We start from the raw sequence: 21,379 nt of genomic DNA on the forward strand, positions 1-21,379 counted from the left end.
CATCAGCGTTTTTCGTCTGGTGGGCGCACCGCCCGCCCCCGGAGGTGCGCCATGCAAGCGCTCGTCCTCGCCTGCGCCGCGCAGGCCGTCTACATCGCCGCCTACGTCCTGTTCAAGACGGCCACCGGGCGGATGAGCCCGATCGGGGGCCGGCATCCGCTGCACGCCGCCGGACGGCTGGTCCGGAGCCCGCGCTGGCTCGCCGGGGTCGCGGTGCTGCTCGCGGGCTTCGCCCTGTCGGCGTTCGCGCTGGTCACGCTGCCCGTGGTGGCGACGCTCCCGGCGTACGGGCTCGGTCTGGTCCCGCTGCTGGTGGTGGGGATGAGCGGGTTCGGCGAGCGGCCCACGTCGCGAGAGTGGCTCGCCGTCCTCATCACGGTGGCCGCGATGATCACCGCGGCGCTGTCGGTGCTGCCGGGCGCCGGGGAGTCGCTGCCGGACGCGCTGCACCGCACCGGCGGCGCCGAGGCCGCCGGCGCGCTCCCGCTGTGGAAGGCGGGCCTGGTGTTCGTGCCCTCGCTGGCGCTGCCGCTGTGGATGTTCTTCGTGCACGACCGCCCGGTCGGCGGCCGGCACGCGCGTCCGCTGACCGGCATCGCCTACGGGCTGGGCGCGGGCGTCCTGCTCGGCGCCACCGAGGTCTTCGGGCAGGGCATGGCGATGATGCTCGCCGACGGGCGCGGGACGGGCGTGCTGGCCTCGCCGCACCCGTACCTGTTCCTGCTCGCGGGCGTCCTCGGGCTCGGCCTGCTCTCGATCGGCCTGCAGCGCTGCCGCCTCATGATCATCGTCACCGTCGTCACGGTGACCGCGAAGACCCATCTGCTGCTGTCGGCGACGCTGCTCTACGGCGAGCCGTGGCCGCGCGACGCGATGCCGCTCCTGCTGCGGGTCACCGGAGTCGTCCTCGCCGTGCTGGCGCTGTCGGCCTTCCCCCGCCACGAACGCCGCACGCGCCGCCCCCGGGCGCCCCAGCCCGCGTCGTCCGCGCAGCCGCCGCCGGGGCGGTCGGTGTTCCCGGTTCCGCCGTCGCAGATCAGTGCGCCGCCGGGCGGGTGGCCGGTGGTGCTCGGGCCGGACGGGCGGTGGGAGGCGTCCCGCGCACACCCGACCCACCTGGGGTGATGCAATCTTGTCATTGTCTAGATAGGCTCGGAGGCGATCCCGAGGAAAGGAGCCGACGCGATGGCGGAGAACCCCGGCCTGGCACGGCAGATGTGGCACCAGCTCGAACCCGTGCACGCCTTGTTCTGGTACTCGCCCGAGGTGTTCGCCGAGGCGGCGGCCCTCGGCTACGACGTCGGCACCCGCTGGCCGAGCTATTTCGCCTGGCGCGCCGCACCGCTCGGCGCGGCCGGACCCGAGCGGGTGGCGTCCGCCTTCTACAGCTTCAGCCCGCGGACGGTGGCCGAGTACGTCCCCGCCGCGTGGGCGGTCGCGGCGCCCGAGCGCGTCCTCGAAGGGCGGTGGCGCGCCGTCGACCGCATGTACCGGGCGCTGCTGGGCGACGGCATCGGTTCCGCCGATGTCGCGGAGGCCGCCGCGCTCGCCCGCGCCGCCGCCGAGGAGGCGGGCACCGCCGGGCGTCCGATCGCCGCCGCCAACGCCGATCTGCCCTGGCCGGACGAGCCGCATCTCGTCCTGTGGCACGCGATCGGCATCCTGCGCGAGCAGCGCGGGGACGGCCATGTCGCCGCGCTCCTCGCCCACGGGCTCGACCCGGCCGAGTCGCTCGCCTCGTTCGCCGCGATCGGCGCCGCCTCCGCGGAGACGTTCGCGAGCCGGGGCTGGACGGACGGGGAGTGGGCCGCCGCCCGCGACCGCCTCGCGTCCCGCGGCCTCGTCGACGCGTCCGGCGAGGCGACCGAACGGGGCCGCGAGCTGCGCGACTCCGTCGAGCGGGTGACGGACGACCTCGCGTACGCGCCGTGGCGGACGCTCGGCGAGGACAAGGCCGACCGGCTCGCGCGGCTGACGATGCCGATCCTGGTCAAGGTGCTGGAGACCGGGCTGATGCCCGCGCAGAACACGCTCGGCATCGGCACGGTGCAGGCGCCGCCCCGCTGAGTCAGGAGCGGGGGAGGTGCCAGGCGGTCCCCTCCAGGCGGCCGGTGTTGCCGAGGTCGATGGGCCCGTCCGACTCGACGATGACGACGGGCCGCCCCGGCGCCGGCCGCACCTCCAGGTACGTGCCCGCCACGGCCGTCGTGGTCGGGTCGGTGACCGTGTTCCGCCAGACGATCCCGAAGACCGCCGCCTTGCCCGGACGGATCGTCAGCGGCTTCGGCCCGTCGTCCTTGATCTGCGCGGTGCCCCGCACGACCTGCACGTCGAACGGCTGCCGCCGTTCGTCCAGGACGCGCAGCGACGGGTAGCCGTTCAGCCGGTACGGGCGGTCGCCGCAGTTGCGCAGCGTGACCGTCGTGGCGCGCAGGCCCATCGCGGCCTCGACCTGCCCCATCCCGATGCTGATGCCCTCCCGGGTGCAGACCGGCGGGGCCGGTCGCGACGACGGCGGCGCGGCCGAGCGCGTGGGCAGCACCGGATAGGGCTCGGACGGGACGGCGGCGGCGGGCGCCCGCTCGGTGCCGCAGCCGGTCAGACCGAGCAGCACCACCGCGGTGAGCAGGAACGATGTCCGGATTGGCGGGGTCACCCGGGGATCATCGCAGACGAATGCGGACGTTCTGTGCTCGCGTCCCGGCGCCGGCGGGCGCGCAGGTGCGCGGCGCGGAGCACCACCTCGATGCCGAACCGCGCCTCCGGGTCGGCCAGCTCGGCGCCGAGCGTCTGCTCGATCTTGCGCATCCGGTACCGGACGGTCTGCGGGTGGATGCGCAGCAGGGCGGCGATCTCGGCGGCGGTGCCGCGGGTGACGAGCCAGGTCCGCAGGGTCTCGGTCAGCCGGCCCCGCTGGCCGGGCGTCATGCCGTCCAGGACGCCGAGGCGGCGCCGGGCCATCTCGTCCACGAGCGCGGGGTCGGACAGCAGCCACAGCGGCACGAGGTTCTCCTCGCACAGCGTCACCGGCCCGTCGAGGACGCCGTCGAGGGCGAGGCCGAGCGCCTGCCGGGCCCAGCGGAGCGAGTCCGCCGCCTGCCCGAGCGGCATCGTGAGGCCGATCGCGACCCGGCGGCCCGGCAGCGCCTCCTCCAGCATCGCGCGGCGCCGCGGCGTGAACGGGCCGGGCAGGAGCAGGTGCGGGGCGGCGGATTCCACGTCGGCGAGGACGTCGTCGTCCAGCGCCGTCCACACGCAGCGGGCCCCGGGTTCGGCGGCGACGAGCACGGCCTCGGCCGGGACCGCCCAGCCGGCGGCCTCCGCGGTCTCGGCGACCTCGGTCTGCGGGCCGTCCAGGATCAGCCGCAGCAGCCGGCGGCGCCGCTCGTCCAGCGCGGGGATCGGGCGCGCCTTCGCCCGCCGGTACCCGTCGAGCGACAGCGCCGCCAGCTCGTCCAGGTAGACGAACAGCGCGTCGGCGAGCCGCGACATGACGGACGCGGAGATGTCGTGGCGGGGCGCGACCCGCATGACGCGGCGCCACGCGACCTGCCCGCCGATGCGGTAGGCGGCCTGGAGGCAGTCCATGGTGCGGCCCTCGTGCGCCTCGTACTGGCCGAGCGTCCGGGCCGACGCGGCGGCGCCGGAGTCCGGGCCGGTGGCGCCGGGCGCGGCGACCCGGTCGACGAAGGCGGCGAGGTGGTGCTCCACGCTGCGCCGCAGCACGTGCCCGTAGGGGCCGTCGAGCGGCCGGGCGTAGGCGGGGACGGCACGGCGGATCTCGGTGACGATCTCGTCGGCGAGGCTCGGCAGTTCCGGCGCCATCAGCCGGGCGAGCCGCGGCGGAAGCGAGGGGACCGGGCGCTCGGCGAAACCCACGGTTTCGAGGGGACTGGACATCGGCACACCTCCGGTGCAGCGGGACGCACCGACCGTACGCACGTCCGGCATCGCCGTTCTGTAGCGCCGGAGAACAAAACTCCGGGCGGGCTGCTCACCTCGTTACAAGTCATCGCCCGATGCCGCTGCCCCTTTTGAAGATCGCCCCTTTTCTGTTGCATATCGCGGGCCGCGAGCGCGCATCGCGCCGGGCCGCGCCGCCCCGCTCCGGCAATACATGAACGTTCTTCATGGTCGGTCGCGGGCTCTTCGGCGGCCGCTTCTCAGCCCGCACCCCGGAAAAATTATTATCCGTTGATATATCTCGATTCGAGAATCGGATTCGGCCGGTGCGTGCATCATCCGGCTGAGTAGGCCGCGCCTTATATTCGTCGTCCAGTTGATTTATCCGCCGGTTCTCCTTCATTACGGTTCTTGATCCCATGCCGTAGCGAAGGGGAGTGCGTTGACCGCCTCGGTAGCCGTGGAAGAAGCCGCGTCCCGGACGGACCGGTCGTCCGGGCGGCCTGCGGTGCCGTGGGGGTGGATCGGCCCGCTGCTCGTGTCGGCGTTCGCCGGGCTCCTCGTCTTCCACCGGCTCGGCACCCCGCACGCGCTCGTCTGGGACGAGACCTACTACGCCAAGGACGCCTGGTCGTTCCTGCACTACGGCATCGAGCACAACTGGCGCACCGGCGCGGACGGCGACCCCGCCAACGCCTACTTCCTCGCCGGGCACCCGGTCGCGGGACTGGCGGGCGGCGCGGAGTGGGCGGCGCATCCGCCGCTCGGCAAGTGGCTCATCGCGGCGGGGACGGCGGTGTTCGGCTCCGGCCCGTTCGGCTACCGCAGCGCCGCCGCCGCTGCCGGCGTCCTCGCGGTGCTGCTGCTCGCCCGGATCGCGCGGCGGATGACCGGATCGACCGTCCTCGGCTGCGCCGCCGGGCTGCTGCTGGCGCTGGACGGCTCCTGGCTCGTGTCCAGCCGGGTCTCGATGCTCGACATCTTCCTGCTCGTCTGGGTGCTGGCCGGGTTCGGCTGCCTCCTCGTCGACCGGGACAGGACCCGGGCCGCCCTCGCCGCGGGGGCGTCCTTCGTCCCGCACGGGTGGCGCGCCGCCGCCGGGGTCTGCTTCGGCCTCGCGTGCGCGACGAAGTGGTCCGGCGCCTACGCGATGCTCTTCTTCTGGGCCCTCGCCCTCGTCTGGGACCGGAACGCGCGCAAGGAGGCCGGGGTCGCGAAGCCCTGGCGCGGCATGGCCAAACTCGACCTCCCGGTCTCGCTGCTCCAGGTCTGGTTCGCCGCCGGCCTGGTCTACGTGGCCAGCTGGTGGGGCTGGTTCGCGTCCGGGACGAGCCTGCAGAAGCGCCTGTTCGGGCGGGTCGTGCCGGGCTTCCAGCGGGACTGGGCCGAACGGCGTCCGAGCGCGATCTGGCCGGACTTCCTGGACCCGATCCGGTCGCTGTGGCACTACCACGCGATGACGCTGGACTTCCACAGCGGCGTCACCGGCCCCAATCCCGGCCAGTCCTGGCCCTGGCAGTGGCCCTTCCTCGGGCATCCGGCCGTCATGTGGCGCACGCCCGTCCCGCAGGGGCAGGACGGCTGCCGGGCCGTGAAGTGCGTCAGCGAGATCTCCCACCTCGGCACGCCGATGATCTGGTGGTTCTCCGTCGTCGCGCTGCTCGCCATGGTGTTCTGCGCCATCTACCTGCGCGACTGGCGCGCGGTCACCGCCGTCGGCGGCTACCTGGCGGGCTGGCTGCCCTGGTTCCCGGCCGCGCTCGACGGCCGGACGATGTACTCCACCTACGCGCTGCCGATGCTGCCGTTCGCGATCCTCGCGATCGTCCTGCTCTTCGAGGCGGTCTACGTCCCGTTCCGGGACCGGCCGGTGCCGCGCGCGGTGACCGGCGCGGCCGGCGCCGCCTACCTCGCGGTCGTCGCGGCCAACCTGCTGTACCTCCATCCCATCCTCACGGGCACGGCCCTGCCGGAGGCCGACCGGCTGGCGCGCCTGTGGTTCTCCGGCTGGACGTGACCGTCCCGTGAAGCCCGCACACCGCAGTCAGGAGAGGGGATCGACGATGAGGATCCGGGCCCGCTGGGCGCTCGGCGCGGCGGCGGCCGCCGGAGCCGCCGCGATCGCGACCGCGTCGCCGCCCGGCGGCGCGGCGCGGGCGCAGGAGGCCGACGCCGCGCTCGCCTACACGTGCGCGTTCCCGTCCGGGACGCCGGAGAAGGTCGGCGTCCGGGTGCAGGGCGTGTTCCCCGCGGCGGGGACGGCCGGCGAGCCGGTCCGGCCCGGCCGGGTGACCGCGACGATCACGATCCCGAAGGCGGCGCTGCCCGCGGTGAGCGCGCTCGGCGGGCCGGCGGTCGTCGGCACCGCCCGGCTCGGCGCGTCCGTGACCCAGAACGGCAAGGTGACGGCGGTCGGATGGCCTGGGTTGGCGACACCGGTGACGCCGGTACCGGAGGACGCCGACCTGGTGCTGGCGGCGTCCGGGGACGTCCCGCCGGTGACGCCCGCCGGGACGGGCGACCTCACCTTCACGGCCGGGGACCTGGCGCTGGCGCTCGACCCGCGCGACGCCCACGGAGGCGCGGTGAAGGACGCGGAGGAGCCGCTCGCGATCACCTGCGAACCGTCCGGCGACCAGGTCGTCGCGACGGTGCCGGTGTCGGCGGGAGAGACGCCGCCCCCAGCGGAACCGGTCGCGCCGAAGGCGGGGCGGCCCGCTGCCGAAGCCCCCGGCGGAACCCCGGCCGAGTGCGGGACGTACGCCGGGCCGACCGACGACTGGTATCCGGGCTGCACCTACCTGTCCGGGTTCTCCAACGTGAAGAAGCTGAAGGGCGCGACGGTCCTCAACGACCCGGAGTTCGGGCGCCCGGCGCTGACGAACCTCGTCTACTCGCTCACCGACACGGGGGCGTCCGTCCGGCAGCGGTTCGTGTCGCCGCTGCGGTCGCGGACGACGTTCCTGACCTTCGGGTTCATGCCGACGACCGCGACGATGGAGATGACGCAGCGTCCCCTCGAACCCGGCGCGGACTACGGGGCGTTCGAGGCGGTCAGCGACATGCAGACGGGCGTCCAGTCCGTCAGCGCGCACATGAGGATGTCGATCCGCATCTACGACGTCGAGGTCAAGGGGACCCCGCTGGACGTCGGCCCCGACTGCCGGACCGAACGCGACGTCGACCTGACGCTCAAGGGCCGGATGCCCAACATCCTGCAGGGCGGGGTCCTGGACGGCGCCTTCACCATTCCGCCGTTCTCGGGCTGCGGCGCCGGCGAGGACCTCGACCCGCTGTTCAGCGGCACCGTCGCCGGGCCCGGGAACCTGCTGCGCGTCAGCCTCGGCGCCACCTGCATCCCGGACGCCGACATCAGCTGCCCGCCCGCCCTTCCCGAGCCGTCCCGCTCCGCCGCCCCCAAGGGCTGACCACCGTGCCCACCCCCCGTGCCCGCCCCGTGCCCACCCCTGAAGGAGAGGACCGCGATGACAACGACGACGACACTTCCCACGGACCAGTGGCGGCGCTGGATCGCCGAGAACCTGCTGCTCGGCAACCCGCCGGAGGTGATCCGCCCGGCGCTGGTCGAGAACGGGTTCACCGAGGAGGAGGCCGCCCGCGAGGTCTCCGGCGCGCTGGCCAGCCCCTACGTGCAGGGCGCGTCCCGCATCGCCAACCGGCTCCGCAAGCGCGAATGGACGCTCACCGTCTACGGGCGGCTCGCCCGGATGCGCGCCCGCGCCGGCGAGATCGAGCGCCGGGAGCGGCTCTCCCGGGACGCGTTCTTCGAGGAGTACTACGCCCAGAACCGCCCGGTCATCATCACCGGAATGCTCGAATCGTGGCCCGCGCGCACCCGGTGGGACTTCGACTACCTGCGCGCGACCTGCGGCGGCAACGAGGTCGAGGTGCAGTTCGGACGCGAGTCCGATGGGAACTACGAGATCAACGGGCCGCGGCACAAGAGGCTGATGCCGTTCCGCGACTACGTCGACATGGTCGAGGCCGCCGGGACGACCAACGACTTCTACATGACCGCCAACAACACGTCCCGGAACCAGCGGGCGCTGGACGTCCTCTGGGACGACATCGGCGCGCTCTCCGACTACCTCGACGGGGACGCCCGCGGGCGCAGCTTCTTCTGGCTCGGCCCGGCCGGCACCAGGACGCCCTACCACCACGACCTCACCAACAACTTCATGGCGCAGGTCATGGGCCGCAAGAAGATCAAGATGGTGCCGCTGCACGACACCGCGTACGTCTACAACACGGTGCACTGCTATTCGGAGGTCGACGCGAGCGCCGTCGACTACGAGCGGTTCCCGGCCATGCGCAAGGCGCAGGTGCTGGAGTGCACGCTCGCGCCGGGCGAGCTGCTGTTCATCCCGATCGGCTGGTGGCACTACGTCGAGGGCCTGGACGCCACGATCACGATGAGCTTCACCAACTTCCTGCGCTACAACGACTTCGCGTCCGACTACACGACCTACAAGCACCTCTGACCGGCCCGCGCGAGCGCGGGGACGAGCACCGGATGATAATCCGGGGAAAAACCTGTCAGATGGCTAGCAATTCTCGCCGCCGGACCTCTGAAATATGTCGCATCATGCGCGTTCTCGGAAATTCAAAAAGCCGTGAACCGGTGAGTGAGAATGGCATCGATTTTGTCAGCGGACCGTAAAGACAGTGCCCATGGGGGCCGGTAGCTTACCGGCCTGAACAGTCCCGGATTTGCCCGCTCCGGACGAAAGGCAGGACGTTGGAAGCCAAACTGAGCAAGCGCAGGAGGACCGGGGCCAAGGGCCTCGCCGCCGCGGCCGTCGGCGGCCTCGGACTCTCCATGCTCGGCGTGCTCGCCGCCGCCGGACCCGCGATGGCGGAGCCGGTCCACCAGACGATCAACTACCACTGCGTCTTCCCGCTGATCGGCAACCAGCCGCTCTCGGTGGACGTCGAGTCCGACATCCCCAAGCAGATTCCGGTCGGCGAGCTGACGCCCGCCTTCCACATCAAGGCGACCGCGCACATCACCGGCACGATCACCAACGGGCTCCGCGCCGTCAAGGCCACCACCCTGGAGGGGACGGCCACCGCCGACGCGGTCCTGTCGGTGCCCGAGTCGCCGGAGCTGCCGGTGGCGGTGGACGTCGTCATCCCGCCGCACGACATCCCGCAGCAGGCCGGCGCGACCTGGGACCTGGTCGCCGAGGGCGACGCCCCGCAGCTGGTCTTCAGCGAGGCCGGCCCCGGCGAGATCTTCGTGCAGAACATGCTGCAGCGCATCAACCCGAAGAAGGCCGACGGCAGCGAGGTCTGGGCGGGCGGCAAGGACGTCCAGTGCACGAAGGACCCGGGCCAGGACGACCCGTTCGCCACCTTCGAGATCACCAACGGGACGCCCACCCCGACGCCCACGCCCACCCCCACCCCGACGCCCACCCCGACTCCGCCCACCCCCACGCCCACGCCGCCCACCCCCACGCCGACTCCTCCCACCCCGACCCCCACGCCCCCCACCCCCACCCCCACGCCTCCGACCCCCACCCCCACGCCCACGCCCCCCGGCGGTGGCGGTGAGCACTACGACTTCACCATCGCCGGCGAGACGTTCGTGAAGGGCCCGAACGGCAAGGCGCCGCTGACGGGCTCCGTCGGTGCCGACCTCAACCTGGACACGGGCGAGGTCACCGCGGACCTGAAGCTCGACCCGACCAAGGGCAACTTCCAGATCCTCGGCTTCCTGCCGGTGACCGCCGACATCGGCCTCAACTCGCAGGGCGCCACGACCGGCCTCTACAAGGACGGGCAGCTGACGACCACCACCAAGGTCATCACCAAGCTGTCGTCGTTCAAGGCGTTCGGCGCCATCCCGCTGGGCGGCGGCGACCAGTGCCAGACCAAGGAGCCGTCCGACGTGACGCTGCGGTCGGCCGCGGGCGAGTTCTTCGACCCGGGCGCCGGCGGCGAGATCAGCGGCACGTACTCGCTGTCCGACATCGAGAACTGCGGACCGCTGACCGGCATCCTCAGCCTGTTCACCGCCGGTGACGGCAACACCATCGACCTGACCCTCACGCCCAAGGCCTGAGCGGACGGTCCCTAGAGAGGCGGCCCCCGCCGCGCCGGAAGCGGCGGGGGCCGGCCCCGCAACGAGGTCGACACGTGAGAAACCGCAACGCAATCGCCGCCGCGCTCGCCGCCGCCCTGGCCGCGGCCGGCCTCGCCGGCGCGGCCCCCGCCACCGCCGCGCCGGCCGCCGCCCCGGCGGCGCTCGGCCTGGACTACCACTGCACGTTCCCCCTGCTCGGCCCACAGCCGGTGCACGTCGACCTCACCGCCGACGTCCCGGGCCGCGTGTCCGTCGGCGAGTCGATGCCGGGCATCGTCGTCGACTCGGTGTCGGCGGTGAACGCCGAGTCCGCGCGCGGCCTCACCGCGCTGTACGCGACGACGCTCGAAGGGCACGCGCTGGCGGACGCGACCCTGACCGTCCCCGAGATGCCGGACGGCCTGGCGGTCGCGGTCGACTCCGTCCTGGAGAAGACGCCGATCCCCGCAACGGGTGGCTTCACCGTCAAGGGGCGCGGCACGGCGCCGGACCTCACCTTCACGCAGGCGGGCCCCGGCAAGATCTCGGTCGGGGACCTCGTCCTGACGCTCACCCCGAGAACGGACGACGGCGGCGAATCCGGGCTCGGCACCTTCGAATCCGAATGCGCGCAGGACCCGGGCCAGAACAATGTCCTCGCGAGCTTCGACATCGTCGACGAGAACGAACCGGCCGGCCACGGGTACGCGCTCAAGGGCTCGACCACGCTCAAGACGGCGAACGTCCCGCTCACCGGCGCGCTGACCACCGAGACCAACGGGCAGGACGTCACCGCCGGCCTCACCCTCGACCCGTCCAAGGCCCAGTTCCAGCTCCTCGGCTTCCTCCCCACGACGGCCGACGTGGCGTTCGCCGCGCAGAGCGGAACCGGGACCTACAAGGACGGCGTCCTCACCACCTCGTCCAAGGTGACCGCGACCTTCCCGGCCTTCAACGTCTTCGGCGCGATCCCGATCGGCGGCGGCGACACCTGCCGCGCCTCGGCGCCGTCCGACCTCACCCTGGCCTCCGCGCCCGGCTTCGACCCCGGGACCGGCGGCGACCTCAAGGGCGCGTACACGCTGGCCCCGCTGGCCGACTGCGGCCTCCTGACCGGCGCCCTCAGCTCCGCGCTGGCGGGCCCGGGCAACGCCGTCACCGTCACCCTCACCCCGAAGAACTAGGAGCCGGACGATGCCGACCCACTCCCGCCGGCGCGGGCTGGCGATCGCCGTCGCCGGAGTCCTGCTGGCCGGCGCGGTCGCCGTCCCGGGCACCGCCGCCGCGCAGCCCGCGGCCGCCGCGCGTCCGGCCGCGCCCGCCGCCGAGCCGGGGCCCGCGGGGGACGCGTTCTACACGCCGCCGTCGCCGTTGCCCGCCGGGGCGCCCGGGGACGTCATCCGGGCGCGTCCGGCCAAGGCGGGACCGCCCACCGCGCGGACGCTCGCCGACGCCTGGCAGGTCATGTACCTGTCCACGAACGCGATGGGCGACCCGGTCGCGGTGACCGGGATGGTGCTGGTGCCGAAGAAGGCGGACCCGGCGTCCGCCCCGATCGTCGGGTTCGGGCCCGGCACCAGCGGGCCCGCGTTCCGCTGCGCGCCGTCGCGGTTCATCGACCAGGGCGCCTTCTACGAGCAGGCCGCGCTGAACGAGATGCTCGCCAAGGGCTACGCGGTCGCCGTCACCGACTACGAGGGCTACCACGAGGACCCGGCCACCACCTACGTGGTCGGCTCGATGGGGTACGCGGTCATCGACGCGGTGCGCGCGGCGCAGCGGCTGCCCGAGGCGGGTCTGTCGGACGGCGCGAAGGTCGCGTTCCGCGGCTACTCGCAGGGCGGCGCCGCCGCGATGTGGGCGGGGCAGAAGCAGCCCGCGTACGCGCCGGAGCTGGAGCTCGCCGGCGTCGTCGGCGGCGGCGTGCCGTCCGACCTCGCCGCCGTGGGCCTGCCGCTGGAGGGGACGAAGCCGTTCGGGTTCCTGCTCTACGAGATCGTCGGCCTGGACCACGCCTATCCCGAGCTGAACCTGGACTCCTACCTGAACGACGCCGGCCGCGCCATGGTCGGCGGGCTCGAAGGCCACGGGTGCACGCTCGAGCTGCTGCTCGACTACCAGGGCAAGACGATCGGGGACTACTTCACCACCAGCCCGTTCGCGAGCGAGGCGTGGCTGAACCGGGTCGCGGAGAACCAGCTCGGCACCGAGCCGGTGAAGGTCCCGGTCTTCCAGTACCACTCGACGGCGGACGAGATCGTCGCGTTCGGCCAGGCCGAGGAACTGCGCGACAACTACTGCAAGCTCGGCGTGCCCGTCACCTGGAAGACATGGGACGGCATCAGCCACATCACGCTCGTCTATCGCGGCAACGAGGACGCGATGGCGTTCCTCGCGGACCGGTTCGCCGGAAAGACCGCCACGTCCGATTGCTGAAGGAGGAAGACATGGTTCGGCGATTCATCGCGCCGGTGGCGCTGGCCTCGGTGGTGGTCCTGTCCGCGGCCGGCTGCGGCTCGGAGAAGAAGGAGGCCCCCGAGGTCGCGTGGGCGGCCAAGGCATGCGGGGTCCTGGCGCAGGGCGCCCCGCTGCGGGTGCCGAAGCTCGACGGGGCCGACGTGCTGAAGTCCAAGGCGTCGCTGGTGAAGCTGCTGGAGAGCATCTCCGCCCGGATGCGGACGCTGGAGACCGGCCTGTCCGGGCTCGGCGCGCCGCCCGTCGACAACGGCCAGGCGCTGCTCTCCGGCGCCATGCGCAACCTGACCAGCACGCACTCGACCGTCACCACCGCGTCCCGGCAACTGGAGCGGGCGAAGGTCGACGACAAGAAGTCGCTGCAGCGCGCGGTCGGCCAGATCGGGAAGGCGTTCGGCCGCTACAGCAGCTACCAGGGCCCCGAACAGGACTTCCGCAAGGACCCGAAATTGAACGCGGCATTCGCCGCGGCCCCGGCCTGCGCGAGCTGAACGCAACGCACCGAGTGGGAGAGGAGGTCGGACCATGACGCCCGTGCTCGGATATCCGGTGAGCGCGCTGCGTGAAGCCGGCCGGATGTTCGCGCTGGCCGCGACCGTTCTCGGCATGTCGGTCCGGCGGCCGTTCCAGTTCCGCGAGTTCGTGGAGCAGTTCTGGTTCATCGCCAGCGTCACGATCCTGCCGACGGCCCTCGTGTCCATCCCGTTCGGCGCGGTGACGTCGCTCCAGGTCGGCTCGCTGACCCAGCAGTTCGGCGCGCAGTCGTTCACCGGCGCGGCGAGCGTCCTGGTCGTCATCCAGCAGGCCGGCCCGATGATCGTGGCGCTGCTGGTGTCCGGGGTCGCGGGCGCCACGATCTGCGCGGACATCGGCGCCCGGACGATCCGGGAGGAGCTGGACGCGATGGAGGTGCTCGGCGTCTCCCCGGTCCAGCGGCTCGTCGTCCCGCGCGTCCTCGCCTGCATGGCGGTCGCGTTCCTGCTCAACGGCCTGGTGTCGGTCGTCGGCGTCGCGGGCGGCTACTTCTTCAACGTCCTGATGCAGGGCGGGACGCCCGGCGCGTACGTCGCGAGCTTCTCCGCGCTCGCCCAGCTCCCCGACATCTACGTCGGCGAGGCCAAGGCGCTGCTCTTCGGCTTCGTCGCGGGCGTGGTCGCCGCCTACCGGGGCCTGAACCCGAAGGGCGGGCCGAAGGGCGTCGGCGACGTGGTGAACCAGTCCGTCGTCATCACCTTCCTGCTCCTGTTCCTGCTCAACCTCGTGATCACCGGGATCTACCTCCAGGTCGTCCCGCCGAAGGGTGGCTGACAATGGCCGTGCTGAGAGCGGGCCCGACCCGCTGGTTCGCGTGGCTGGACCAGCCCGGCGACCAGGGCGTCTTCTACGTCCGGGCGCTGCTGTGGACGCCGCGCGCGCTGCACCGCTACCGCAAGGAGGTGCAGCGGCTGCTCGCCGAGGTGGCGTTCGGCAGCGGCGGCCTCGGCGTCATCGGCGGGACGATCGGCGTCATGGTCGCGATGACGCTCGCGACCGGCGTCGTCGTCGGCATGCAGGGCTACTCGGCGCTCCAGCAGATCGGGACGTCGGCGTTCACCGGGTTCGCGTCCGCCTACATCAACACCCGCGAGATCGCCCCGGTCGTGTCGGGCCTCGCGCTGTCGGCGACGGTCGGCGCCGGGTTCACCGCGCAGCTCGGCGCGATGCGCATCAGCGACGAGGTGGACGCCCTTGAGGTGATGGGCATCCCGTCGCTGCCGTACCTGGTGACGACCCGGATCGTCGCGGGCGCGGTCGCGATCGTCCCGCTGTACGCGATCGGGCTGCTGTGCGCGTACCTGGCGTCCCGCGAGGTCACGGTCGTGTTCAACGGGCAGTCGGCCGGCACGTACGACCACTACTTCGGGCTGTTCCTGTCGCCGGTGGACGTCGTCCTGTCGTTCTTCAAGGTGCTGGTGTTCAGCGTCCTGGTGATCCTGTCGCACTGCTACTACGGCTACCGCGCGGTCGGCGGGCCGGCCGGGGTGGGCCGCGCCGTCGGCCGCGCGGTCCGCACGTCCATCGTGCTGATCAGCGTCAGCGACTTCTTCTTCAGCCTCGCGCTGTGGGGGACGAACACGACGGTCAAGGTGGCCGGATGAGCGCCGGGGGCGGCGCCGGGGAGCTGGTGCCGAGGCGGCTCGCGGGCGTGGCGTTCCTGCTCGTGCCGGCGCTGCTGGTCTGGCTGTCGATCGCCGTCTACGACAAGCAGTTCACCAAGGTCACGTGGGTGACGCTGGAGGCGGCGAGCGCGGGCAGCGAGATGCATCCGCACGCGGACGTGAAGCTGCGCGGCGTCGTCGTCGGCGAGGTCCGGGAGATCTCGTCGGACGGCGGCGTCGCGACGCTGAAGCTGGCGCTCCAGCCCGACAAGGTGCGGCTGCTGCCGCGCAACGTGTCGGCGCAGCTGCTCCCGACGACGCTGTTCGGGCAGCGGTTCGTCGCGCTGATCCCGCCCGCCGCACCGGTCCGCGCCCGGCTCACCGCCGGCAGCGTGATCAGCCAGGACCGGTCGGCCAACGCGATCGAGCTGCAGCAGGTGATGGACACCCTGTATCCGCTGCTCACCGCCGTCCGGCCGGCCGAGCTGGCTGCCACGCTCACGGCCGTGTCGCAGGCGCTCGACGGGCGCGGCACCGAACTCGGGCGGACGCTGGTCGAGCTGGACGCCTACCTCAAGAAGATCAACCCGAGCCTGCCCGCGCTCAACCGCGACATCAGGCGGCTCGTCGAGGTCGGCCGCCACTACGACGAGGCCGCGCCCGACATCCTGCAGGCGCTGAACGACTTCGCCTACACGAGCCGGTCGATCGCCGACCAGCGGACCAACCTGGCGAGGCTGTACGCGGCGGTCACGGACGCGTCCCAGGACCTCGCCGACTTCCTGCACGAGAACTCGGGCAACGTCATCCGGCTGGCGGCGACGAGCCGTCCGACGCTGGAACTGCTGCGGAAGTACGCGCCCGAGTACCCGTGCACGCTGCGGATGCTCACCGAGTTCGTCCCCGTGATGGACGAGGTGCTCGGCAAGGGCACCGAGCAGCCGGGCCTGCACGTGAACGTGACGACGCTGCCGTCCAAGGGGCGGTACGTGCCGGGCAGGGACCGTCCGCGCTACACCGACAAGAGCGGCCCGCACTGCTACCCGGTCGGCGCGACCGTGAAGTCCGCGCCGCTCGACGCGGACTCGCCCGTCGCCGCCGCCCCCGGCGCGCTCGGCCTGCCGAACTCCCCGGAGGAGAACCGCCTCGTCAACGAGCTGCTCGCGCCCGGCCTCCAGGAGGTTCCGGAGGCGCTGCCCGACTGGAGCAGCGTCCTGCTCGGCCCGCTCTACCGGGGGACGGAGGTGAGGCTGCGATGAAGAGCCTCGCGGGGCCGATGGCCAAGTCGGTCGCGTTCGTCGCGGTGACCGTGGTCGCGACGGCGATGCTGGCGCTCAGCATCACGCGGGCGGGCGGCGGCGGCACCGTCTCCTACAAGGCGCGGTTCACCGACGCGTCCGGCCTGCGCGAGGGCGACAGCGTCCGGATCGCGGGCGTCGAGGTCGGGCGGGTCGCCGGGATCCGGGTCGTCGAGCACCGGGTCGCGCTCGTGTCGTTCGGCGTCGACCGCGGCCACCGCCTCCCGGCGTCGTCCACCGCGACGATCAAGTACCTGAACCTCATCGGGCAGCGGTACGTCGAGCTGGAGCGCGGCGCCGGGGGAGCCGGAACACTGGCGCCCGGCGCGACGATCCCGGTCGAGCGGACGACGCCCGCGCTCAACCTGACCCAGCTGTTCAACGGCTTCCAGCCGCTGTTCCAGGCGCTGTCGCCGAAGGACGTGAACCGGCTCGCCGGCTCGATCATCCAGGTCGTGCAGGGCGAGGGCGGGACGGTCGAGGGCCTGCTGTCCTCGATCGGGTCGCTCACCAGCGGCATCGCCGACAAGGACGCGGTGATCGGGCAGGTGATCGACAACCTCAACGCCGTCCTCGACACGGTCAACGGGCGGGGCGACAACCTCGGCGCCCTGATCGGGACGCTGCGGCGGCTCGTGTCCGGCCTGGCCGCCGACCGCACCGCGATCGGCGAGGCGATCAGCGCGCTCGACGACCTCGCCGGCACCACCACCGGCCTGCTGGCGGACGGCCGCGCACCGCTCGAGCGCGACATCGAGCAGCTCGGGCGGCTGTCGCGGAACCTGTCGGACGACTCCCCGAAGGTCGACGCGTTCCTGCGGCTGCTGCCGGTGAAGATGGCGGCGATCGGGCGGATCGCCTCGTACGGGTCGTGGATGAACCTGTACCTCTGCGAGGCCGACCTCAGCGGCGTCACCTACAAGCAGTACCCGGGCGAGCAGCACCCGCCGCCCACCGGCATTCCCCTGACGGCCGAAAGGTGCGGTGGATGAAACGGCCACGGTTGAAACCCGTCCGGGAGCGGAACCCGATCGCCGTCGCGGTCGTGTCGCTCGCGCTGATCACCGCCGCCGCGCTGCTGTCGTTCAACGCCAAGGACCTGCCGGTCGTCGGCGGCGGAACCCGCTACAGCGCCGACTTCAGCGAGGCGGCCGGGCTGCGGTCCGGCAACGAGGTGCGGGTCGCCGGGGTGAAGGTCGGCGAGGTCACCGGCGTCCGGCTGGACGGCGCGAAGGTCACCGTGGACTTCCGCGTCCGCGACACCTGGATCGGGGACGCCAGCACGGTCGCGATCGCGATCAAGACGCTGCTCGGCGACAAGTTCCTCGCCGTCGACCCGCTCGGCGCGCACCGGCAGGACCCCGCCCGCCGCATCCCGCTCGCCCGGACGACGTCCCCCTACGACGTGACGGAGGCGTTCGACGACCTCGCCGGGACGGTCGGGCGGATCGACTCGGCGAAGCTCGCCGCGAGCCTCGACGCGATCTCCACGACGTTCGCCGGGACGGCGCCGAGCGTCCGCACGGCCCTGGACGGCGTCTCGGCGCTGTCGAAGACCGTCTCGTCCCGGGACGCCGAGCTCGCGCGGCTCCTCGCCAACACCCGGCAGGTCACCGGGACGATGTCGGAGCAGAGCACGAACGTCGAGGCGCTGCTGCGCGACGGGAACCTGCTGCTCGGCGAGTTCCGGCGCCGCCGCGAGGCGATCCACGCGCTGCTGGTCGGGACGCGGGAGCTGTCGCGGCAGATCGTCGGGCTCGTCGACGACAACCAGAAGCAGCTCGACCCGACGCTGCGCGCGCTCGGCCGCGTCACCGACCTGCTGCAAAAGAACCAGGACAACCTCGACAAGGCGCTGAAGACCGCCGGACCGTACACGCGGCTGCTCGGCAACTCGCTGGGCAACGGCCGCTGGATGGACGGGTACCTGTGCGGGCTCGTCCCCAAGGAGTACCTGGCCAAGGCACCGGAGAAGGGCTGTATGCCACCGAAGGGAGGCGGCCGGTGATGCTGCGCAGACTGGGCACGCCGCTGCTCGCCGCCGGAATCGCCGTCGTCGTCGCCGTCGGCGCCTTCGCGGCCCTGCGAGGACCGTCCGGCACCCGGGTCACCGTCTACTTCCGCGACGCGGTCGGGATCTACAAGGGCTCGGACGTCCGGGTGCTCGGCGTGAAGGTCGGCACGGTCGACTCCGTCCGGGCCGAAGGGCCCCAGGTCAGAGCCGTCATGACCGTCGATCGCGGGGTGGACGTCCCGGCCGGCGCGAAGGCGGTCGCGGTCGCGCCGAGCCTGGTCGCCGACCGGTACGTGCAACTGACGCCCGCCTACACGTCCGGGCCGAAGATGGCGTCCGGCGCCGTCATCCCGGCGGACCGGACGGCGACGCCGATGGAACTCGACAAGGTCTACGACAGCATCAAGAGGCTCGCCGCCGACCTCGGGCCGAAGGGCCTCAACAAGGACGGCGCGTTGTCGCGGGTCCTGGAGACGGGCGCGGAGAACCTGAGCGGCAACGGCCGCGACATCCGCACCACGACCGAGCGGATGGCGCAGGCGGCGAAGACGCTGTCGGGCTCGCAGCAGGACCTGTTCGCGACGATCCGCGGCCTCCAGACGTTCACGGCCATGCTGAAGGCGAACGACGGGCAGGTCAGGCAGGCCGAGCGGCAGCTGGCGGACGTGTCCGGCTTCCTCGCCGCCGACCGGCGGGAGCTGGACGCCGCGCTGAAGGCCCTCACCGAGGCGCTCGCCCGGGTCAAGGTCTTCATCCGCGACAACCGCGAGCAGGTCGCCGGGAACGTCGGGAAGCTCGCGAAGATCACGCAGGTGCTCGTGAAGCAGCGGCGGTCGCTGGCGGAGGCGCTCGACGTCCAGCCGCTGAACGCGACCAACATCCTCAACGCCTACGACCCGCGCACCCGCACCCTCATGGGCCGCCAGAACCTGAGCGAACTGACCCCGCCGCTGCCGGTGGCGGGCACTCGAAAGGCGGCACCATGACCCGCCCTGCATCACGTCCCCCAGCCACGCGGCGGCGGCTCGCCTGCCTGGCGGCCGCCTCTGTGGCCCTCGCCGGATGCGGGTTCTCGGGGGTCCAGGATCTTCCGCTGCCCGGCGGGGCCGACCTCGGCGACCACCCGTACACGGTGAAGGCGCGGTTCGCGAACGTGCTGAACCTCGTCCCGCAGTCGGCGGTGAAGGTCAACGACGTCGCGGTCGGACGGGTCGTGAAGGTCGCGCTGCCCCGCGAGGGCTGGGCGGCCGAGGTCACGATGAAGGTCGACGGCGACGTGCGGCTCCCCGCGAACGCGTACGCCGAACTGCGCCAGTCGAGCCTGCTGGGCGAGAAGTTCGTCCAGCTCAGCGCGGGTCCGACGAACGTCCCGGGGGGTGCCGCCGCGCCGGGCGGCGCCCCGCCGGGCGGGGACGCGCCGTCCGCGGGCACCGGGACTCTCGCGGACGGCGCGGTCATCCCCGTGTCGCGGACGAACCGGAACCCCGAGGTCGAGGAGGTGTTCGGCGCGCTGTCGATGCTGCTCAACGGCGGCGGCATCGCGCAGCTGCGGACGATCACCGGCGAGCTGAACCGGGCGCTCGGCGGCAACGAGCCGCAGATCCGGTCGCTGCTGGAGCGGGCGCGCAGGCTCGTCGGCGACCTGGACGCGAACAGGCGGGGCATCACCGACGCCATCGACGGCCTGAACCGGCTGTCGGCCACGCTGCGCGGGCGCAAGGCGCAGATCGGCGTCGCGCTCGACGACATCGAACCCGGGCTCGCCGTCCTCGAAGAGCAGCGCGGCGCGCTCGTCCGGATGCTGAAGTCCCTGGACGAGCTGTCGCGGGTCGCCGTCACGACCGTCCGGCGGAGCAAGGACGACCTGATCGCCGACCTGCAAGCCCTGGAACCGACGCTCCGGAAGCTGTCCGACGCGGGCCACGACCTGCCGGACGCCCTCCAAGTCCTGCTGACCTACCCGTTCACCGACGCCGTCCTGCCCGCCGTCAAGGGCGACTACCTGAACGTGTACCTCCAGGTCACGGCGCGTCCGGGCACCCAGGTCGTTCCGCCGATCGCACCGCCGCAGGGGGACTGATGGTCACCGCCGCCACCCGGGTCAAGAACCTCGTCTTCCTCATCGTCGGCGTCCTCGCGATGGGCTACGTCGGGCTCAACTACGCCGACCTGGGCGGATACGTCGGATACCGCGACCACTACACGGTGCAGGCCGACCTCGCCGAGGCGGGCGGGCTCGCGGAGAACGCCGACGTCACCTACCGGGGCACCTCGGTCGGGCGGGTCGGCGCGCTGCACCTGACCGGGGACGGCGTACTCGCCGACCTGAAGATCGAGAAGTCGGCGCCGAGGATCCCGGCGCGGACGCGGGCCGTCGTGGCGAACCGGTCGGCGATCGGCGAGCAGTACATCGACCTGCGGCCCGACACCGCGTCCGGGCCGTTCCTGGCGTCCGGCTCGGTCATCCCGCGCACGTCCACCGCGACGCCGGCGCCGGTGACGGACCTGCTCACCAGCCTTAACGACTTCGCCGCGTCGGTCCCGACCGACGCGCTGCGGACGGTCGTCGGCGAGCTGGGCCGGGCGTTCGCCGGGCAGGGACCGAACCTGCAGGTCCTGCTCGACAACGCGCGCTCCCTCACGCGGGCCGCCAACGAGAATGCCGGGCCGACCACGTCCCTCATCGGCGACGGCGAGACCGTCCTGCGCACGCAGAGCGAGGAGGCCGCGTCGCTGAAGTCGTTCGGACGCAACGCGCGGCTCCTCGCCGAGCAACTGCGCAAGTCGGACCCGACCTTCCGGAACCTCGTGTCGACCGCGCCCGGCGCCGCTGGCGAGTTCCGCACGCTGATCCGGGACCTGGACCCGTCCCTCAGCGTCCTGGTCGCGAACCTGCTCACCACGTCCGACCTCCTGGCGCCGCGCTCGGACGGCCTGGAGCAGCTCCTCGCCAAGCTGCCGGACGCGGTCGCCTCCGGAAAGTCCGTCGTGCAGGACGGCAAGCTCAACTTCGGGATGGTCACGACCTTCTTCGACCCGCCCAACTGCACGTCCGGATACGGCGGCACGAAGTACCGCAACGGCCTCGACACGTCGCCCGGCCCTGCGCTCAACACGGCGGCCCACTGCGCCGCACCGCCGTCCAGCGGCATCAACGTGCGCGGCGCCGCCAACGCCCCCCGCGGACCGGTACCGACCCCGGCCCGCGCGGGCTCGGTGCTCACCGGCGGAGCCTCCGCGCTCCCCGGCGCCCTGGCCCTCCCGGGCGTCCCCGACGGCCCCCGCGACATGCGCGGACTCCTCGGCCTCCAGGGAGGGAGCTGATGCGCGCGTCCACCAAGCAGAGATCACGCCGTACTCCGGCGAGCAGCGAACGGAGAACGGGGCGCGAGCCGTCCCCACGGCGCGGCGAACACCTCGTCGGCACGGCGACACGGGAGCCGGGCGCGGTAAAGCGGCGTGG

Annotated in this window: 19 protein-coding genes; 17 read left to right on the forward strand and 2 right to left on the reverse strand. The window is 72.6% G+C overall.

Translation table 11 applies throughout. The annotated features are described in order from the left end of the window. Positions 1–51: 51 nt before the first annotated feature. A complete protein-coding gene (locus ABFX46_RS12290) occupies positions 52–1,125 on the forward strand; it encodes a hypothetical protein (RefSeq protein WP_346041948.1) in 1,074 nt (357 codons plus the stop codon). A gap of 60 nt (positions 1,126–1,185) precedes the next feature. Next, positions 1,186–2,067 carry an SCO6745 family protein gene (locus ABFX46_RS12295; protein WP_346041949.1) on the forward strand — a complete coding sequence of 294 codons (882 nt, stop codon included), beginning with the start codon at positions 1,186–1,188 and terminating at the stop codon, positions 2,065–2,067. A 1-nt stretch (position 2,068) separates the two neighbouring features. Here the strand turns inward: ABFX46_RS12295 and ABFX46_RS12300 are convergent, their stop codons facing one another. Both ABFX46_RS12300 and ABFX46_RS12305 read right to left on the reverse strand, forming a co-directional pair. Beyond that, positions 2,069–2,656: a DUF4232 domain-containing protein gene (locus tag ABFX46_RS12300; protein WP_346041951.1), complete on the reverse strand. Its 588-nt coding sequence runs from the start codon at positions 2,654–2,656 to the stop codon at positions 2,069–2,071. Beyond that, positions 2,653–3,900 carry a PucR-like N-terminal domain-containing protein gene (locus tag ABFX46_RS12305; RefSeq protein WP_346041952.1) on the reverse strand — a complete coding sequence of 416 codons (1,248 nt, stop codon included), beginning with the start codon at positions 3,898–3,900 and terminating at the stop codon, positions 2,653–2,655. The genes ABFX46_RS12300 and ABFX46_RS12305 overlap by 4 nt, the downstream gene beginning before the upstream one ends. Positions 3,901–4,345: 445 nt before the next feature. Here ABFX46_RS12305 and ABFX46_RS12310 point away from each other — a divergent pair, with 445 nt between their 5' ends. From ABFX46_RS12310 to ABFX46_RS12380, 15 genes are all read left to right on the forward strand, one after another. Continuing rightward, positions 4,346–5,920 carry a dolichyl-phosphate-mannose--protein mannosyltransferase gene (locus ABFX46_RS12310; RefSeq protein ID WP_346041954.1) on the forward strand — a complete coding sequence of 525 codons (1,575 nt, stop codon included), beginning with the start codon at positions 4,346–4,348 and terminating at the stop codon, positions 5,918–5,920. 46 nt (positions 5,921–5,966) lie between these two features. Further along, entirely contained in the window at positions 5,967–7,331 is a 1,365-nt protein-coding gene (locus ABFX46_RS12315; protein ID WP_346041955.1) for a DUF6801 domain-containing protein, read from the forward strand. A 57-nt stretch (positions 7,332–7,388) separates the two neighbouring features. Then, positions 7,389–8,405: a cupin-like domain-containing protein gene (locus tag ABFX46_RS12320; RefSeq protein WP_346041956.1), complete on the forward strand. Its 1,017-nt coding sequence runs from the start codon at positions 7,389–7,391 to the stop codon at positions 8,403–8,405. A gap of 257 nt (positions 8,406–8,662) precedes the next feature. Continuing rightward, positions 8,663–9,991, forward strand: a complete 1,329-nt coding sequence (locus tag ABFX46_RS12325; protein WP_346041957.1) for a DUF6801 domain-containing protein — start codon at positions 8,663–8,665, stop codon at positions 9,989–9,991. Positions 9,992–10,065: 74 nt separating this feature from the next. After that, on the forward strand, positions 10,066–11,175 hold the full coding sequence (locus tag ABFX46_RS12330; RefSeq protein ID WP_346041959.1) for a DUF6801 domain-containing protein: 1,110 nt from the start codon (positions 10,066–10,068) through the stop codon (positions 11,173–11,175). 10 nt (positions 11,176–11,185) lie between these two features. Further along, the gene (locus ABFX46_RS12335; protein WP_346041960.1) at positions 11,186–12,427 is read left to right on the forward strand and encodes a lipase family protein; all 1,242 of its coding nucleotides are present in this window, start codon (positions 11,186–11,188) and stop codon (positions 12,425–12,427) included. Between the two features lie 11 nt (positions 12,428–12,438). After that, positions 12,439–12,957 (forward strand): hypothetical protein, encoded by a 519-nt coding sequence (locus ABFX46_RS12340; RefSeq protein WP_346041961.1) that lies wholly within the window; start codon positions 12,439–12,441, stop codon positions 12,955–12,957. Between the two features lie 34 nt (positions 12,958–12,991). Further along, a complete protein-coding gene (locus ABFX46_RS12345) occupies positions 12,992–13,774 on the forward strand; it encodes an MlaE family ABC transporter permease (protein WP_346041962.1) in 783 nt (260 codons plus the stop codon). Between the two features lie 2 nt (positions 13,775–13,776). Beyond that, positions 13,777–14,604: an MlaE family ABC transporter permease gene (locus tag ABFX46_RS12350; protein ID WP_131943951.1), complete on the forward strand. Its 828-nt coding sequence runs from the start codon at positions 13,777–13,779 to the stop codon at positions 14,602–14,604. Continuing rightward, positions 14,601–15,863, forward strand: a complete 1,263-nt coding sequence (locus tag ABFX46_RS12355; RefSeq protein ID WP_346041963.1) for an MCE family protein — start codon at positions 14,601–14,603, stop codon at positions 15,861–15,863. Before ABFX46_RS12350 ends, ABFX46_RS12355 begins: the two co-directional genes overlap by 4 nt. Next, positions 15,860–16,894 (forward strand): MCE family protein, encoded by a 1,035-nt coding sequence (locus ABFX46_RS12360; RefSeq protein WP_346041964.1) that lies wholly within the window; start codon positions 15,860–15,862, stop codon positions 16,892–16,894. Before ABFX46_RS12355 ends, ABFX46_RS12360 begins: the two co-directional genes overlap by 4 nt. Further along, the gene (locus tag ABFX46_RS12365; protein WP_346041965.1) at positions 16,891–17,910 is read left to right on the forward strand and encodes an MCE family protein; all 1,020 of its coding nucleotides are present in this window, start codon (positions 16,891–16,893) and stop codon (positions 17,908–17,910) included. The genes ABFX46_RS12360 and ABFX46_RS12365 overlap by 4 nt, the downstream gene beginning before the upstream one ends. Then, the gene (locus ABFX46_RS12370; protein WP_346042147.1) at positions 17,910–18,902 is read left to right on the forward strand and encodes an MCE family protein; all 993 of its coding nucleotides are present in this window, start codon (positions 17,910–17,912) and stop codon (positions 18,900–18,902) included. The genes ABFX46_RS12365 and ABFX46_RS12370 overlap by 1 nt, the downstream gene beginning before the upstream one ends. Further along, positions 18,899–19,996 carry an MlaD family protein gene (locus tag ABFX46_RS12375; protein ID WP_346041967.1) on the forward strand — a complete coding sequence of 366 codons (1,098 nt, stop codon included), beginning with the start codon at positions 18,899–18,901 and terminating at the stop codon, positions 19,994–19,996. Before ABFX46_RS12370 ends, ABFX46_RS12375 begins: the two co-directional genes overlap by 4 nt. Then, positions 19,996–21,240: an MCE family protein gene (locus tag ABFX46_RS12380; RefSeq protein WP_346041968.1), complete on the forward strand. Its 1,245-nt coding sequence runs from the start codon at positions 19,996–19,998 to the stop codon at positions 21,238–21,240. Before ABFX46_RS12375 ends, ABFX46_RS12380 begins: the two co-directional genes overlap by 1 nt. The last annotated feature ends 139 nt before the right edge of the window (positions 21,241–21,379 follow it).

It is taken from the genome of Actinomadura chokoriensis (genome assembly GCF_039529475.1).
Lineage (GTDB): Bacteria > Actinomycetota > Actinomycetes > Streptosporangiales > Streptosporangiaceae > Spirillospora > Spirillospora bangladeshensis.